This window comes from Burkholderia pyrrocinia (genome assembly GCF_018417535.1).
Lineage (GTDB): Bacteria > Pseudomonadota > Gammaproteobacteria > Burkholderiales > Burkholderiaceae > Burkholderia > Burkholderia pyrrocinia_E.
Genome location: NZ_CP070977.1, coordinates 2,540,906 through 2,556,629, shown reverse-complemented (window position 1 = coordinate 2,556,629; position 15,724 = coordinate 2,540,906). Strand labels below are relative to the sequence as shown.

Sequence of the window (15,724 nt, the reverse complement as noted above, 5' to 3'; positions counted from 1 at the left end):
GCCCGGCTTGTGCCGGGTTTTTTTGTTTGCGGTGACCCGTCCTGAAATAGGCTGACACTTTTTCGCGGAGACGAAGGGACCATCGGTAGAGTCTGTTTCCCGGGCTGACCGTGAGTTTCGACGCAGCGGACGAGCACGGAGCCCTGGCGACACTTGCTGCATGACCGGCCGATCCGTCGCGCTCCGGTCTTGCCGCTGCACTGGAAAAGAAAAAGGCGCCCGAAGGCGCCTTCAATATGCTGCGGCTTGTCAGGCAAGCTGGTTAGAACTTGTGACGGATGCCGACGCGTGCCGCGACCTGGTTGCTGGTGCTCGACCCTGCGAGACCGTTGATCGCTGCCTTTGCCTGAACGACGTTGCCGTTCGCGTCGAGCGCGTTGCCCGATGCGTGCTGGTACACGCCGATCACGTAGACGTCGGTACGCTTCGACAGGAAGTAGTCGACGCCAAGCGAGCCCTGGTGGTACTTGGCCGCCGAGTTGCCGTCGATCTTGCTGCCTTGCGTGTAGTCGTACGCTGCGCCGAGAATCAGCGCCGGCGTCAACTGATACTTGAAGTTGATTTCGCCGTTGTTGAACGTCGCGGTCTGGTTCACGAACGGGCCGACCGAGAAGCCCTTGAACTTCGTGTTCGAGTACGTCGCGCCGATCGTCGCTGCGCCGAACGTGTATGCGCCGCCCGCGCCGATGACCTGGTACGTGTTCGCGTTGTTCGCGTACGCGCCGTAGACCGGCGACGATACTGCCGTCGTCGCGGCCGTCGAGCCGTTGTTGAACATGCCGCCGAAGTTGCCCGGCGTGCGTGCGTTCAAGTAGCCGACGCCCAGGACCAGCGGGCCGTTGTTGTAGCCTGCGCCGAGCGACCAGACCTGGTTCTTCGAGAACTGGCCTGCCTGACCGCCGAAGCTGTACAAGCCGCCGAACGAGAAGCCGCCGAACGTCTGGCTCGTGAACTTGACCGCGTTGTTCACGCGGTAGGCGTTGTTGAAGTTGTCGAGGTCGCCCGGGTGAGCAGCGATGTAGCCGCCCCACTGGTCGCCTGCCTCGAGCGGGCCGACGAAGTCGACGACGGAGTCGTACTGGCGACCCAGCGTGACCGTACCGTACTGGCTCGACAGGCCGACGTAAGCCTGACGGCCGAACATCAGGCTGCCCTGGCCGAGCTTGCCGCTGTTCACGTCGAAACCGTTTTCGAGGGTGAAGATCGCCTTCAGGCCGCCACCGAGGTCTTCGGTGCCGCGCAGGCCGAAGCGGCTGCCTTGCATCACGCCGCTGGCCATGCTGTACAGGTGCTTGCCGCCCGCGTTGTTGTTGAACAGCAGGCCTTCATCGATGATGCCGTAAAGCGTCACGCTGCTTTGCGCATGGGCAGCGCCAGCGAACGCGCCCAGCGCGACGAGCGCGAGAAGCGACTTTTTCATTAACGGATCTCCAAAAATCACTGAATTTTTTTGGCGGGGCGGATAGTTATGTTCTGTTGACGGGCCCCATCAACTTCGCAAGAAGTCGCACGTAATGTAGCAAAACCGTTTTTTGCCACAAAGCGAAATGCCGCAGCTCAAGGCCGCCATGTTTCCTTTATGCAACAATGGTTAAAATCACGGGTTAACCGCAATTTCCGCTGAAGAATCAAGTCGGTTACGCAGCGGACACGTGCGTTCGCCGTGTGCGGATGCACATGCAGCCAGGAGAACAGGATGGTGTTGGATGAACTGATCAGCGAATTCGATCGCGGCCTGCGATCGCTGACCGGCATTAGCCGGATGAGTCGGCCGGTGCCCGCGCCGGCCGACGCGCCGAATGTCGAGCTGACGCCCGCGGAGCGTACGCATGCCGCCGGGCTGATGCGCGTGAACCACGTCGGCGAAGTCTGCGCGCAGGCGCTCTACCAGGCGCAGAAACTCACCGCGCGCACGGCGTCGGCGAAGGCGATGTTCGAGGAGGCCGCGCGCGAGGAGGAGGATCACCTCGCGTGGACAGCGCACCGCCTGAAAGAGCTCGATTCGCGTCCGAGCCTGCTGAACCCGCTGTGGTATGCCGGTGCGCTCGCGATCGGCGTGGCGGCCGGCACGCTTGGCGATAAGGTCAGCCTCGGTTTCATGGCCGAGACGGAACGGCAGGTCGAAAATCACCTGGAAGGTCATATGTCCGAGCTGCCGGCGACCGACGCCGCGTCGCGCGCGATCGTCGACCAGATGCGTATCGACGAAGTGAAGCACGGCAAGGCGGCGACCGACGCCGGCGGGATCGAGCTGCCGCTGCCCGCGCGGATGCTGATGCGCGCCGCGTCGAAAGTCATGACGAGCACTGCGTACTATCTCTGAGATTTGCGCCGGGGCGACGCGTAACGCCGCCCCGGTTCACCGCCCCCGATACCGCCCGTTTATTCCTCGTTTTCCCGCCCCCGAAAGCCCCGTCCGCACGCCCATCTGGCCCATCTTTCTCACGTATCACCTTCACAAGTTGCACTAGCTCATTCATTTATAACGGTTTTTGGAATGCGGGGCCGCATGAGCATGTGCGCGTAAGTCCTTGTTCTAACTAACAAAATTCGTCAAAAAAGCGGGCCGCTCCCTTGACCGTGCCACACCCTTCCTCTAAAGTGGGAGACAGTGTGAGAAAGTGTATTTTTGTGTGATTTAGCGGGCTATTCCGGCTAAATTCTCAGCATTGGTCGGGTACTTCGGTGCCCTGAACGGGAGAGCGGAAAGTGTTCCAAGGGGCGTCGGCGCTGACGCTCGATGCGAAAGGGCGGATGTCGGTGCCGGCTCGCTATCGCGAAGCGCTGCAAGGACAGGCAGAAGGACGGGTGACTGTGACCAAGCACCCGGACGGCTGCCTGTTGCTGTTTCCACGCCCCGAATGGGAAGTGTTTCGCGCCAAGATCGCCGCGCTGCCGATGGACGCGCACTGGTGGCGGCGAATTTTTCTCGGCAATGCGATGGACGTCGATCTCGACAGCGCGGGCCGGATTCTTGTATCGCCCGAGCTGCGCATGGCAGCCGGACTGGAAAAGGAAGTCATGTTGTTGGGAATGGGTAGTCACTTCGAGCTGTGGGATTCGCAGACCTACAACGCGAAGGAGCAGGCAGCGATGGCGCAGGGCATGCCCGACGCGCTGAAGAATTTCACGTTCTGATTGCGGTGACGGAGACGCCCGCGATGGGAAATGAATTGCGGCATCGGACGGTGCTGTTGGATGAAGCGGTCGAGTCGCTCGTGACGCGGCCGGACGGCGTTTATGTCGACGGCACGTTCGGGCGTGGCGGTCACAGTCGCGCGGTGCTCGCGCGGCTGGCGTCGACCGGGCGGCTGATCGCGTTCGACAAGGATCCGAGGGCGATCGAGACGGCGCAGGGCATCGAGGATGCGCGCTTCTCGATCGTGCATGACAGCTTTGCATCGATGCGCGATGCGCTTGCGGCGCGCGGCGTCGAGAAGGTGTCGGGTGTGTTGCTGGACCTGGGCGTGTCCTCGCCGCAGGTGGACGATCCGGCGCGCGGCTTCAGCTTCCGCGCCGATGGTCCGCTGGACATGCGAATGGATCCGACGCGTGGCGAGTCGGCGGCCGAATGGCTCGCGCGGGCTTCGGTGCAGGAATTGACGGAGGTGATACGAGATTATGGGGAAGAACGGTTTGCTTTTCAGATTGCAAAGGCGCTTGTTGCTCGCCGGGCAGAGTCCGACCGTCTTGGGCCTCTCGACACCACGGGCGAGCTTGCCCAAATCGTGGGTCACGTCGTCAAAACCCGTGAGAAGGGCAAGGATCCGGCAACCCGCACCTTTCAGGCTATACGGATTCACGTCAATCAAGAGCTTGCGGACCTGCAAGTCGTACTAGACGCGGCACTGTCGTTGCTGGAACAAGGGGGGCGGCTGGTGGTGATCAGCTTTCATTCACTCGAGGACCGGATCGTCAAGCGATTCATGCAGGCGCACGCCAGTGCGCCTGCGGTCGATCGTCGCCTGCCGATCCGTGCCGTCGATCTCCCGAGCCCGCCGCTCAAGATCATCAGCCGTCAGTTTCCGAGTGAAGCGGAAGTCGCCGCGAATCCGCGTGCCCGGTCCGCCGTGATGCGCATTGCGGAGCGCGTCACGCCATGAGCCGCTTCAATATCTTCCTGCTGATCATCGTGATGGGCTGCGCGCTGTCGGTCGTCAACTCGACGAACCAGCAGCGCCAGATCTTCATCCAGTTGCAGCGCGCGCAGTCGCAGGAGCGTCAGCTTCAGCAGGACTACGCGCAGCTTCAATATCAGCAGAGCGCGCTGTCGAAGACGTCGCGCATCGAGCAGCTCGCGAACGATTCGCTGAAGATGCAGCCGATCACGACCGGCCGCACGCAATATCTGACGCTGCCGCCGGGCGCCGCGAAGGCGATCGACGCGCCGATCCCTGCTTCGGCCGACACGGCCGGCAAGGGCAAGGGGGGCGCGCGATGAAGCCGTCGCAAAAGCGCCAGAACGTGAAATTCACGTCGAGCCCCGTGCTGGGCGTGCATCTGCCGATGTGGCGCTCGAAGCTCGTCGTGTTCATGCTGTTCATGGCGTTCGTCGCGCTGGCCGCGCGGGCGTTCTGGATCCAGGGGCCCGGCAACGCGTTCTACCAGAAGCAGGGTGAAAGCCGCTACCAGCGCACGCTCGAGTTGCCCGCGACGCGCGGCAAGATCCTCGACCGTAACGGGCTCGTGCTCGCGACGAGCCTGCCCGTGCGCGCGATCTGGGCGATTCCCGACGCAGTGCCGGACGATCTCGACGCCGACAAGGTCAATCAGCTCGGCAAGCTCCTCGGCATGACGCCGAAGGAACTGCGCGTGAAGCTGTCGGAAGACAAGGGGTTCGTCTACGTCAAGCGCCAGGTGCCGATCGACGTCGCGGACAAGGTCGCCGCGCTCGACATTCCGGGCATCTACCAGCGCAACGAATACAAGCGCTTCTATCCGGAAGGCGAGATCACCGCTCACCTGATCGGCTTCACGAACGTCGAGGACGAAGGGCAGGAGGGCGTCGAGCTCGGCGACCAGAAGATGCTGTCCGGCACGTCGGGCGTGCGTCGCGTGATCAAGGACCGGATGGGGCACATCGTCGAGGACGTTGCCGAGCAGATCCCGCCGCATAACGGCACCGACGTCGACCTGTCGATCGACAGCAAGATCCAGTACATCGCGTACGCGAACCTGAAGGCTGCCGTCGACAAGTTCAAGGCGAAGGCCGGTGCGGCGATGGTCGTCGACGTGCGCACCGGCGAGGTGCTCGCGCTCGTCAATTACCCGACCTACAACCCGAACGACCGCTCGCGCATGACAGGCGAGCAGTTGCGCAACCGGATCATGACCGACGTGTTCGAGCCGGGTTCGATCATGAAGCCGTTCACCGTGTCGCTCGCGCTCGACCTGCATCGCGTGACACCGAACACGCTCGTCGAAACGGGCAACGGGCATTTCGTGCTCGACGGCGCGCCGATCACCGACGACGCGGGTTTCGGCACGCTGACGGTCGGCGGCGTGATCCAGAAGTCGAGCAACATCGGCGCGACGAAGATCGCGATGACGATGCGGCCCGAGGAAATGTGGAATATGTATACCAGCATCGGCCTCGGCCAGGCGCCGAAGGTCGGCTTCCCGGGCGCGGTGGCCGGCCGCCTGCGGCCGTGGAAGAGCTGGCGCCGCATCGAGCAGGCGACGATGTCGTACGGCTATGGCCTGTCGGTGTCGCTGTTCCAGCTCGCACGGGCGTACACGGCGATCGCGCACGACGGCGAGCTGATGCCCGTGACCATTTTCAAGACCGACCCCAACCAGCAGGTGGTGGGCACGCAGGTGTTCAACCCGACCACCGCGCGCGAAGTGCGCGCGATGCTCGAGACGGTGGTCGCGCCGGGCGGCACGTCGCCGGATGCGGCGGTGCCGGGCTATCGCGTCGGCGGCAAGAGCGGTACCGCGTACAAGCATGAAGGGCACGGCTACACGCGCAAGTACCGCGCGTCGTTCGTCGGGATGGCACCGATGCCGAATCCGCGCATCGTCGTCGCGGTGTCGGTCGACGAGCCGACCGCCGGCAGCCACTTCGGCGGCCAGGTGTCCGGCCCCGTATTCTCGGCGATCGCCGGCGACACGATGCGTGCGCTGAACGTGCCGCCGAACATGCCGATCAAGCAACTCGTCGTGTCTGACGATTCGCCGGCGGCACCTGCCGCAACGGGGCCGCAAAAGCTGGCCGCGGGTGGCGGTGCGAAGCATATGATCGTGTCCAGCACGACGCGTAATTCACCAGGAGTTGTTCGATGAGCGCCGCCCGTAGTTCCCATCCGGCGCATCAGCAGATCGCAGCCGCGCTCGCGTGGCTGCGTCAGCATGTGGCCCCCGCGGCGCAACTGCATGCCGACACGCGCAGCCTCAAGGCTGGCGACGTGTTTGTCGCATATGCGGTCGACGGGGCAGACAACCGCGCCTTCATTGCCGACGCCGTCGCACGCGGTGCGGCCGCTGTGCTGTATCAGCCGGAAGGGCTGGCCGCTGCGCCGGCCGTGCCCGTCGCGCTGGCGGTACCGGCGCTCGACCAGCTCGCCGGCGAGATTGCCAGCGGCTGGTACGGCGACCCGAGCGACAGCCTGCTTGCGGTGGGTGTGACCGGCACGAACGGCAAGACCTCGTGCACGCAATGGATTGCCGCCGCGCTGACGGCGCTGCACCAGCCATGCGCGGTGATCGGTACGCTCGGCAGCGGGATGCCCGGCCAGCTCGTACCGACGGGCTTCACGACGCCCGACGCGCCGCAACTGCAGCGCAGCCTGGCGCAATTGCGCGACGCGGGCGCGAAGGCGGTGGCGATGGAAGTGTCGTCGCACGCGCTGCATCAGGGGCGCGTGAACGGTACGGCATTCGACATCGCGGTATTTACGAATCTCACGCAGGATCACCTCGACTATCACGGCACGTTCGACGCGTACGAGGCCGCGAAGGCGAAGCTGTTTGCATGGCGCGGCCTGCGCGCGGCGGTCGTCAACCGCGACGACGCGGCCGGCCGGCGCTTGCTCGAGATGCTGGCCGGCCGGGTGCGCACGATCGCTTACGGGATCGGCGACGCGCAGGCGCCCGACGCCGATCGCGAACTGGTTGCGCTCGATGTGCGTGCCACCGCGACCGGCACGGCATTCCGCCTGCGTTCGTCGTGGGGCGACGCGGATGTCGAAGTCGGCACGCTCGGCACGTTCAACGTCAGCAACCTGCTCGCCGTGCTCGGCTCGTTGCTCGCGGCCGACGTGCCGTTCGACGCGGCACTCGCCGAGATCGAACGGCTCGAGTCCGTCAACGGCCGGATGCAGCGGCTCGGCGGCCGGTTGCAGAACGACGAACCGCTCGTCGTGATCGACTACGCACACACGCCCGACGCGCTCGAAAAGACACTCGACGCGCTGCGCCCGATCGCCACGGCGCGTGGCGGCCGGCTCGTCTGCATGTTCGGCTGCGGCGGCGATCGCGATGCGACGAAGCGGCCGTTGATGGGCGCGATCGCGGAACGGCTCGCCGACGAAATCGTCGTCACGAGCGACAACCCGCGCAGCGAAGATCCGCAGCGCATCATCGACCAGATCGTCGCGGGCATGACCGCACCCGATCACGCACGCCGTATCGAGGATCGCGCGAGCGCGATCCTGCAGGCCGTGCGCGGCGCCGCACGCGAGGATGTCGTCGTGCTGGCCGGCAAGGGCCACGAAGCAACGCAGGAAATCATGGGCAAGAAGCGTACGTTCTCCGACCAGGATCACGCGCGGCTCGCGCTGGCGGCGCGCGCGACGCACGGCAAGGGAGGCGGCGAATGACGATGCTCAGTCTCGGCGAGGCCGCCCGCCTGATTCCCGGCGCAACCGTCCACGGCGACGCGAGCGTCACGTTCGACCGCGTGTCGACGGACAGCCGCACGGTCGGCCCGGGCGACCTGTTCGTCGCGCTGAAAGGCGAGCGCTTCGATGCGCACGACTTCCTCGGCGATGTCGCCGCGCGCGGTGCTGCCGCGGCGCTTGTCGCGCACGCACCGGCGGGCCTCGCGATGCCGGCGATCGAAGGCGGCGAAACGCGTGCCGCGCTCGGCGCGCTCGCGCACGGCTGGCGCAAACGATTCCCGGTGCCGCTCGTCGCGGTGACGGGCAGCAACGGCAAGACGACCGTCAAGGAAATGATCGCGTCGATCTTCGCGGCGGCGGTCGGCGCCGACGCGCGGCTCGCGACGGCGGGCAACCTGAACAACGACGTTGGCCTGCCGCTGACGCTGCTGCGCCTGTCGGCCGCGCATCGCCTCGCGGTGATCGAACTCGGCATGAACCACCCGGGCGAGACCGAAGTCCTCGCGCGTCTCACGGCGCCGACAGTCGCGCTCGTCAACAACGCGCAGCGCGAGCACCAGGAATTCATGGCGACGGTCGAAGCCGTCGCGCTCGAACACGCGGCCGTGATTCACGCGCTGCCGCCGGACGGCGTCGCGGTGTTCCCGGCCGACGATGCGTATGCGGGCATCTGGCGCGTCGCGGCGACCGGCAACCGGATCCTCGATTTCGCGCTGCACGATGCCGAACGGCAGAACGACGCGCAGGTCACGGGCCGTCTTCACGGCGGCGAACTCGCGATCGACACGCCGGCCGGCGCCGTCACGGTGCGGCTGCGTGCGCTCGGCGAGCACAACGCGCGCAACGCGCTGGCCGCGACGGCCGCGGCGCTGGGCGCCGGCGTCGCGCTGTCGGCAATCAAGCAAGGCCTCGAATCGTTCGAGCCGGTCAAGGGCCGGTTGCAGGTGAAGCAAGCGGTTGCCGGCAGCCTCGCGGGCGCGACGGTCGTCGACGATACCTACAACGCGAATCCCGATTCGATGCGTGCCGCGATCGACGTGCTCGCCGCGCATCCGACACCGCGCGTGCTGGTGATCGGCGACATGGGCGAAGTCGGCGACGAAGGGCCGGCGTTCCATCGCGAGATCGGCGCATACGCGCGCGAGCGCGGGATCGACGCGCTGTTCGCGCTCGGCGACGCGTCGCGCGATGCCTGTACGGCGTACGGCGACACGGCGCGCCATTTCGACGACGTCGGCTCGCTCGTGGCGGCGCTGCTCGCGGCGGGCTACGGCGCGCAGGCGACGGTGCTCGTGAAGGGCTCGCGGTACATGAAGATGGAGCGCGTGGTCGATGCGCTGACGAACCAACCCGCAGCGGGCACGACGCCCGTTGCACACTGAGTAGAAGGAAGGAAGCATGCTGCTGGCGCTGGCGCAATGGCTGCAAGGTGACGCAAGCTTTTTGCGCTTGTTCACGTACCTCACGTTCCGTGCGGTGATGGCCACCATCACCGCGCTCGGGATCGGGCTCGTGTGCGGACCGTGGGTGATCCGCAAGCTGACGCAAATGAAGGTCGGGCAGGCCGTGCGCAAGGACGGCCCGCAGACGCACCTCGTCAAGTCCGGCACGCCGACGATGGGCGGCGTGCTGATCCTGATCGGCATCGCGGTCGCGACGTTGCTGTGGGGCGACCTGACGAACCGTTTCATCTGGATCGTGATGCTCGTCACGTTCGGTTTCGGCGTGATCGGCTGGGTCGACGATTACCGCAAGGTCGTCCACAAGGACCCGCGCGGGATGTCGTCGCGCGAGAAGTATTTCTGGCAGTCGGTGATCGGGCTGTTCGCGGCCGTCTACCTCGCCTTCAGCGTGTCCGAGGCGAACAACGTGCGCGTGTTCGACCTGTTCATGGCGTGGGTGCGCAGCGGCCTGTCGATGGGGCTGCCGGCACGCGCCGACCTGATGCTGCCGTTCCTGAAGTCGATCAGCTACCCGCTCGGCGTATGGGGCTTCATCGTGCTGACCTACTTCGTGATCGTCGGCGCGAGCAACGCGGTGAACCTGACCGACGGCCTCGACGGCCTCGTGATCATGCCGGTCGTGCTGGTCGGCGCGTCGCTGGGTGTGTTCGCGTACGTGATGGGCAGCGCGGTCTATTCAAAATACCTGCTGTTCCCGCACATCCCGGGCGCGGGCGAACTGCTGATCTTCTGTTCCGCGATGGGCGGGGCAGGGCTCGCGTTCCTCTGGTACAACACGCACCCCGCGCAGGTATTCATGGGCGACGTGGGCGCGCTGGCGCTCGGCGGCGCGCTCGGCACGGTCGCGGTGATCGTGCGCCAGGAAATCGTGCTGTTCATCATGGGCGGCATCTTCGTCGCGGAAACGCTGTCGGTGATGCTGCAGGTTTCGTGGTTCAAGTACACGAAGAAGCGCTACGGCGAAGGGCGGCGCCTGCTGAAGATGGCGCCGCTGCATCACCATTTCGAATTGTCCGGCTGGAAGGAAACGCAGGTGGTGGTGCGTTTCTGGATCATCACGTTGATGCTGTGCCTGTTCGGTCTGACCACCCTCAAGCTGCGGTAAAGGAAAGGTAACAAGGATGTCTGGCGAGATGTTTGGAGATCGGCAACGGCCGATGGTGCTCGTACTGGGGCTCGGGGAATCGGGTCTCGCGATCGCGCGATGGTGCGCGAGGCACGGGTGCCGGCTGCGGATTGCCGATACCCGCGAGGCGCCGCCCAACCTTGCCGCGCTGCAGGCCGAAGGCATCGATGCCGAATTCGTCGGCGGGCCATTTACGCCCACGCTGCTCGACGGCGGCGTCGAGATCGTCGGGCTGAGCCCCGGCCTGTCGCCGCTCGAACCGGCACTCGCGGCGCTGGTCGCGGCCGCGAACGAGCGCGGGATCGCGGTGTGGGGCGAGCTGGAATTCTTCGCGCAGGCGCTGCGCGCGCTCGGCACGAGCGGCTACCTGCCGAAGGTGCTCGCGATCACGGGCACCAACGGCAAGACCACGACGACGAGCCTCACGGGCCTGCTGTGCCAGCGCGCGGGCAAGAAGGTCGCCGTCGCGGGCAACATCAGCCCGGCGATGCTCGACCGGCTCGCGGGCGCGATCGACGAAACGGCGCTGCCCGACGTGTGGGTGCTCGAACTGTCGAGCTTCCAGCTCGAGACCGCGCGCACGTTCGCGCCGGATGCGGCCGCGCTCCTCAACATCACGCAGGACCACCTCGACTGGCACGGCAGCTTCGATGCGTACGCGCAGGCAAAGGGCCGGATCTTCGGCGCGACGACGACGCGCGTGCTGAACCGCGACGATGCGGCCGTGATGAAGTTCGCGCCGGCAGCGGGCGTGGCCGACGCGCCGCGCACGGTCACGTTCGGCCTGAACGAGCCGACGCAGGACGGCGACTACGGGCTGTCGCGCGACAACGGCATCGCATGGCTGGTGGAAGCCGTCGATCGCGACGCGCCGGATGAAGCGACGACGAGCCGCCGGCGCAAGCGCGACGCCGCGCATACGCCCGACATCGCGCAGAAGCGCTTGATGCCGGCCGATGCGCTGCGCATTCGCGGGCTGCACAACGCGGCGAACGCGCTTGCCGCGTTCGCGCTCGCGCGTGCGATCGACCTGCCGGCCGCGCCGCTGCTGCATGCGCTGCGCGAATACCGCGGCGAAGCGCATCGCGTCGAAGTGATCGCGACGATCGACGACGTGGACTACGTCGACGACAGCAAGGGCACGAACGTCGGCGCGACGGTTGCCGCGCTCGACGGGCTCGCGCAGAAGATCGTGCTGATCGCGGGCGGCGACGGCAAGGGTCAGGATTTCGCGCCGCTGGTCGCGCCGGTCGCGCGCTGGTGCCGCGCGGTGATGCTGATCGGCCGCGATGCGCCGGCGATCCGCGACACGCTCGCCGAAACGGGCGTACCGCTCGCCGATCATGCGACGCTCGAAGGCGCGGTGCACGCGGCGGCCGACCTGGCTGAGCCAGGAGATGCGGTGCTGCTGTCGCCTGCGTGCGCGAGCCTCGACATGTTCAGGAACTACGCCCATCGCGCGGATGTGTTCCGCGCGGCGGTCGACGAAATCGCCATCGACAAAGGAGCGACGCCATGAGCTGGTCCGATCGCCTCGTCTCCCGTTTCAACGACCGGCGCGATGCCGGCGGCAACGCCGCGGGCGGCCGCGTCGCGTCGGCCACGCGCGCCGCGACGGGCGGCCTCGCGAGCGTCGTCAACGGCGTGCGCCCGAGCCGCTCGCGGATGCTCGACTTCGACTACTCGCTGCTGTGGGTGGCAATCGCGCTGCTCGGGCTTGGCGTCGTGATGGTGTATTCGGCGTCGATCGCGATGCCCGATTCGCCGAAATACGCGTCGTATCACGATTACGCGTTCCTGATGCGCCACTGCGTATCGCTCGTCGTCGCGTTCATCGCGGCGGTGATCGCGTTCCGCGTGCCGGTGTCGACGTGGGACAAGTACGCGCCGCATCTCTTCCTGATCGCGCTCGTCAGCCTCGTGATCGTGCTGATCCCGCACGTCGGCAAGGGCGTGAACGGTGCACGCCGCTGGATTCCGCTCGGCATCACGAACATGCAGCCGTCGGAAGTCATGAAGCTCGCGGTGACGATCTACGCGGCGAACTACACGGTGCGCAAGCAGGAATACATGCAGAGCTTCGCGAAGGGCTTCCTGCCGATGGCTTGCGCAGTGGGCCTCGTCGGCGCGCTGCTGCTGCTCGAGCCGGACATGGGCGCGTTCATGGTGATCGCCGCGATCGCGATGGGCGTGCTGTTCCTCGGCGGTGTGAACGGCAAGCTGTTCGGCGGCCTCGTCGCGACGGCGGTCGGCACGTTCACGATGCTCGTGTGGCTGTCGCCGTGGCGTCGCGAGCGGATCTTCGCGTATCTCGATCCGTGGGACGAGCGCTACGCGCAGGGCAAGGCCTACCAGCTCACGCACTCGCTGATCGCGTTCGGCCGCGGCGAGTGGTTCGGCGTCGGCCTCGGCGGCAGCGTCGAGAAGCTCAACTACCTGCCCGAAGCGCATACCGACTTCATCCTCGCGGTGATCGGCGAGGAACTCGGTTTCGTCGGCGTGATGGTCGTGATCCTGCTGTTCTACTGGATCGTGCGCCGCGCGTTCGAGATCGGTCGCCAGGCGCTTGCGCTCGACCGCACGTTCGCGGGGCTGACGGCGAAGGGCATCGGTATCTGGTTCGGCGCGCAGGCGTTCATCAACATGGGCGTGAACCTCGGGCTGCTGCCGACCAAGGGCCTGACGCTGCCGCTGGTGAGCTACGGCGGTTCCGGCATTCTGCTGAATTGCGTCGCGCTCGCGGTGCTGCTGCGGGTCGACTACGAGAACCGGGTGCTGATGCGCGGAGGGAAGATATGACCTCCTCGCGACGCACGCTGATGGTGATGGCAGGCGGCACCGGGGGCCACGTGTTCCCGGGGCTCGCGGTCGCGCACCGGATGGAAGCGGCGGGCTGGCGCGTCGTATGGCTCGGCAATCCGGCCGGGATGGAAGCGACGCTCGTGCCGAAGCACGGCATTCCGATGGAATACGTGCGGTTCGGCGGGCTGCGCGGCAAGGGCCTGAAGACCAAGCTGACGCTGCCGTTCAACCTGCTGCGCGCGTGCTGGCAGAGCCTCGGCGCGCTGCGCCGCGTGCGACCGGACGTCGTGCTCGGGATGGGCGGCTACATCACGTTCCCGGCGGGCGTGATGGCCGCGCTGTCGGGGCGTCCGCTCGTGCTGCACGAACAGAATTCGATCGCAGGCCTGACGAACAAGGTGCTCGCGAAATTCGCGAAACGCGTGCTCGTCGCGTTCCCGGGCGCACTGCCGCACGCGGAATGGACGGGCAACCCGATTCGCGCGGAACTTGCGCGCACGGAAGCGCCCAAAGCACGCTATGCATCGCGCGGCGGCCCGCTGAACGTGCTGGTCGTCGGCGGCAGCCTCGGCGCGGCCGCGCTGAACGAAGTCGTGCCGCGCGCGCTGGCGATGCTGGCGCCGGGCGAACGCCCGCGCGTCGTGCACCAGGCCGGCGCGAAGCATATCGACGCGCTGAAGGCGAATTACGAAGCGGCCGGTTTCGCGGCCGGCGAAGACGTGCGGCTCGTGCCGTTCATCGACGACATGGCGGCCGCGTATGCGGCGGCGGATCTCGTGATCTGCCGGTCGGGCGCGATGACGGTGTCGGAGATCGCGGCGGTGGGCGTGGCGGCGCTGTTCGTGCCGTTCCCGTACGCGGTCGACGATCACCAGACGACCAACGCCGCGTTCCTCGCCGATGCGGGCGCGGCGGTGCTGGTGCAACAACGCGACCTGTCGGCGGAACTGCTCGCCGACTGGCTGCGCGGCCAGTCGCGGGCATCGCTCGCGAGCATGGCGGAACGTTCGCGCTCGCTGGCGAAGCCCGAGGCCACCGACGAAGTCGCGCGCGTGTGCGCGAAGGCGGCCGGCGCGAACCTGGAAACATTGCAATGAAACACATCGTCAAACACATTCATTTCGTCGGGATCGGCGGCGCGGGCATGAGCGGCATCGCCGAAGTGCTCGTCAACCTCGGCTACGAGGTCAGCGGCTCGGACCTGTCGCGCAACGCGGTGACCGATCGTCTCCAGGCGCTCGGCGCACGGATCGCGATCGGCCACGACGCGGCGAACATCGCGGGCGCGAACGCGGTCGTCGTATCGACGGCCGTGCGCTCGGACAACCCGGAAGTGCTGGCCGCGCGCCACAACGGCGTGCCGATCGTGCAGCGCGCGGTGATGCTCGCGGAACTGATGCGCCTGAAACAAGGGATCGCGATCGCGGGCACGCACGGCAAGACCACGACGACGAGCCTCGTCGCGAGCGTGCTCGCGGCGGGCGGCCTCGATCCGACCTTCGTGATCGGCGGGCGGCTGATCAGCGCCGGCGCGAACGCGCGGCTCGGCACCGGCGATTTCATCGTCGCCGAGGCCGACGAGTCGGACGCATCGTTCCTGAACCTGTATCCGGTGATCGAAGTCATCACGAACATCGACGCCGACCACATGGACACCTACGGCCACGATTTCGCGCGGCTCAAGCAGGCGTTCATCGAATTCACGCAGCGCCTGCCGTTCTACGGCAGCGCGGTCGTGTGCGTCGACGATCCGAACGTGCGGCAGATCATCCCGTTCATCTCGAAGCCGGTCGTGCGTTACGGCCTGTCGCCGGACGCGCAGGTGCGCGCGGAAGACATCGACGCGCGCGACGGCCGGATGCACTTCACGGTGATCCGCGAAGGTCGCGCGCCGCTCGCGGTCGTGCTGAACATGCCGGGCCTGCACAACGTGCAGAACGCGCTCGCGGCGATCGCGATCGCGACCGACCTCGGCGTGGCGGACGACGCGATCCAGCAGGCGCTGGTGGAATTCAACGGTGTCGGCCGGCGCTTCCAGCGTTACGGCGAGGTGCCGACCGCGGACGGCGGCCAGTACACGCTGATCGACGATTACGGCCATCACCCGGTCGAGATGGCGGCGACGATCGCGGCCGCACGCGGCGCGTTCCCGGGCCGCCGCCTCGTGCTGGCGTTCCAGCCGCACCGCTACACGCGCACGCGCGACTGCTTCGACGATTTCGTCAACGTGCTGTCGACGGTCGATGCGCTGGTGCTGACGGAAGTCTACGCGGCCGGCGAGGCGGCGATCGCGACGGCCAGTGGCGACGCGCTGTCGCGTGCGCTGCGCGCGGTCGGGAAGGTTGACCCGGTGTTCGTCGCGACGGTCGACGACGTGCCGGCCGCATTGGCGAAGGTCGCGCAGAACGGCGACGTGGTGATCACGATGGGCGCGGGTTCGATCGGTGGTGTGCCGGCGAAGCTCGTGCAACACACACAACAGAAGGCATGAC

Annotated in this window: 13 protein-coding genes; 12 read left to right on the top strand and 1 reads right to left on the bottom strand. The window is 66.6% G+C overall.

Going from position 1 to position 15,724, the window contains the following annotated elements:
* Positions 1-262 precede the first annotated feature (262 nt).
* Positions 263-1,420: a porin gene (locus JYG32_RS11870; RefSeq protein ID WP_174381786.1), complete on the bottom strand. Its 1,158-nt coding sequence runs from the start codon at positions 1,418-1,420 to the stop codon at positions 263-265.
* A gap of 276 nt (positions 1,421-1,696) precedes the next feature.
* Between JYG32_RS11870 and coq7 the strand changes: the two genes are divergently transcribed.
* The 12 genes from coq7 to murC all read left to right on the top strand — a co-directional run bounded on the left by coq7 (position 1,697) and on the right by murC (position 15,723).
* Positions 1,697-2,323 (top strand): 2-polyprenyl-3-methyl-6-methoxy-1,4-benzoquinone monooxygenase, encoded by a 627-nt coding sequence (gene coq7 / locus JYG32_RS11865; RefSeq protein ID WP_174381787.1) that lies wholly within the window; start codon positions 1,697-1,699, stop codon positions 2,321-2,323.
* Between the two features lie 386 nt (positions 2,324-2,709).
* A complete protein-coding gene (mraZ, locus tag JYG32_RS11860; RefSeq protein WP_006487094.1) occupies positions 2,710-3,138 on the top strand; it encodes a division/cell wall cluster transcriptional repressor MraZ in 429 nt (142 codons plus the stop codon).
* 23 nt (positions 3,139-3,161) lie between these two features.
* Positions 3,162-4,103 (top strand): 16S rRNA (cytosine(1402)-N(4))-methyltransferase RsmH, encoded by a 942-nt coding sequence (gene rsmH / locus JYG32_RS11855; RefSeq protein ID WP_174381788.1) that lies wholly within the window; start codon positions 3,162-3,164, stop codon positions 4,101-4,103.
* The gene (ftsL, locus tag JYG32_RS11850; protein ID WP_009694564.1) at positions 4,100-4,441 is read left to right on the top strand and encodes a cell division protein FtsL; all 342 of its coding nucleotides are present in this window, start codon (positions 4,100-4,102) and stop codon (positions 4,439-4,441) included. Before rsmH ends, ftsL begins: the two co-directional genes overlap by 4 nt.
* On the top strand, positions 4,438-6,285 hold the full coding sequence (locus JYG32_RS11845; protein ID WP_174381789.1) for a peptidoglycan D,D-transpeptidase FtsI family protein: 1,848 nt from the start codon (positions 4,438-4,440) through the stop codon (positions 6,283-6,285). The genes ftsL and JYG32_RS11845 overlap by 4 nt, the downstream gene beginning before the upstream one ends.
* A complete protein-coding gene (locus tag JYG32_RS11840) occupies positions 6,282-7,820 on the top strand; it encodes a UDP-N-acetylmuramoyl-L-alanyl-D-glutamate--2,6-diaminopimelate ligase (RefSeq protein WP_213263647.1) in 1,539 nt (512 codons plus the stop codon). The genes JYG32_RS11845 and JYG32_RS11840 overlap by 4 nt, the downstream gene beginning before the upstream one ends.
* Positions 7,817-9,223: a UDP-N-acetylmuramoyl-tripeptide--D-alanyl-D-alanine ligase gene (locus JYG32_RS11835; protein WP_213263646.1), complete on the top strand. Its 1,407-nt coding sequence runs from the start codon at positions 7,817-7,819 to the stop codon at positions 9,221-9,223. Before JYG32_RS11840 ends, JYG32_RS11835 begins: the two co-directional genes overlap by 4 nt.
* Positions 9,224-9,239: 16 nt before the next feature.
* On the top strand, positions 9,240-10,409 hold the full coding sequence (gene mraY, locus JYG32_RS11830; protein WP_006477019.1) for a phospho-N-acetylmuramoyl-pentapeptide-transferase: 1,170 nt from the start codon (positions 9,240-9,242) through the stop codon (positions 10,407-10,409).
* A gap of 28 nt (positions 10,410-10,437) precedes the next feature.
* Positions 10,438-11,949, top strand: coding sequence for a UDP-N-acetylmuramoyl-L-alanine--D-glutamate ligase (gene murD, locus JYG32_RS11825; RefSeq protein ID WP_213263645.1), 1,512 nt, complete (start codon positions 10,438-10,440; stop codon positions 11,947-11,949).
* A complete protein-coding gene (gene ftsW, locus JYG32_RS11820) occupies positions 11,946-13,229 on the top strand; it encodes a putative lipid II flippase FtsW (protein ID WP_174381793.1) in 1,284 nt (427 codons plus the stop codon). Before murD ends, ftsW begins: the two co-directional genes overlap by 4 nt.
* Positions 13,226-14,329, top strand: a complete 1,104-nt coding sequence (gene murG, locus JYG32_RS11815; RefSeq protein WP_213263644.1) for an undecaprenyldiphospho-muramoylpentapeptide beta-N-acetylglucosaminyltransferase — start codon at positions 13,226-13,228, stop codon at positions 14,327-14,329. The genes ftsW and murG overlap by 4 nt, the downstream gene beginning before the upstream one ends.
* Entirely contained in the window at positions 14,326-15,723 is a 1,398-nt protein-coding gene (gene murC, locus JYG32_RS11810; protein ID WP_213263643.1) for a UDP-N-acetylmuramate--L-alanine ligase, read from the top strand. Before murG ends, murC begins: the two co-directional genes overlap by 4 nt.
* Position 15,724 lies beyond the last annotated feature (1 nt).

Coding starts and splice junctions, on each gene's coding strand:
- JYG32_RS11840 (WP_213263647.1), top strand. CDS start 6,282: ATGAGCGCCGCCCGTAGTTCCCATCCGGCGCATCAGCAGATCGCAGCC.
- rsmH (WP_174381788.1), top strand. CDS start 3,162: ATGGGAAATGAATTGCGGCATCGGACGGTGCTGTTGGATGAAGCGGTC.
- JYG32_RS11845 (WP_174381789.1), top strand. CDS start 4,438: ATGAAGCCGTCGCAAAAGCGCCAGAACGTGAAATTCACGTCGAGCCCC.
- ftsL (WP_009694564.1), top strand. CDS start 4,100: ATGAGCCGCTTCAATATCTTCCTGCTGATCATCGTGATGGGCTGCGCG.
- JYG32_RS11835 (WP_213263646.1), top strand. CDS start 7,817: ATGACGATGCTCAGTCTCGGCGAGGCCGCCCGCCTGATTCCCGGCGCA.
- murD (WP_213263645.1), top strand. CDS start 10,438: ATGTTTGGAGATCGGCAACGGCCGATGGTGCTCGTACTGGGGCTCGGG.
- JYG32_RS11870 (WP_174381786.1), bottom strand. CDS start 1,420: ATGAAAAAGTCGCTTCTCGCGCTCGTCGCGCTGGGCGCGTTCGCTGGC.
- coq7 (WP_174381787.1), top strand. CDS start 1,697: ATGGTGTTGGATGAACTGATCAGCGAATTCGATCGCGGCCTGCGATCG.
- murG (WP_213263644.1), top strand. CDS start 13,226: ATGACCTCCTCGCGACGCACGCTGATGGTGATGGCAGGCGGCACCGGG.
- murC (WP_213263643.1), top strand. CDS start 14,326: ATGAAACACATCGTCAAACACATTCATTTCGTCGGGATCGGCGGCGCG.
- mraY (WP_006477019.1), top strand. CDS start 9,240: ATGCTGCTGGCGCTGGCGCAATGGCTGCAAGGTGACGCAAGCTTTTTG.
- ftsW (WP_174381793.1), top strand. CDS start 11,946: ATGAGCTGGTCCGATCGCCTCGTCTCCCGTTTCAACGACCGGCGCGAT.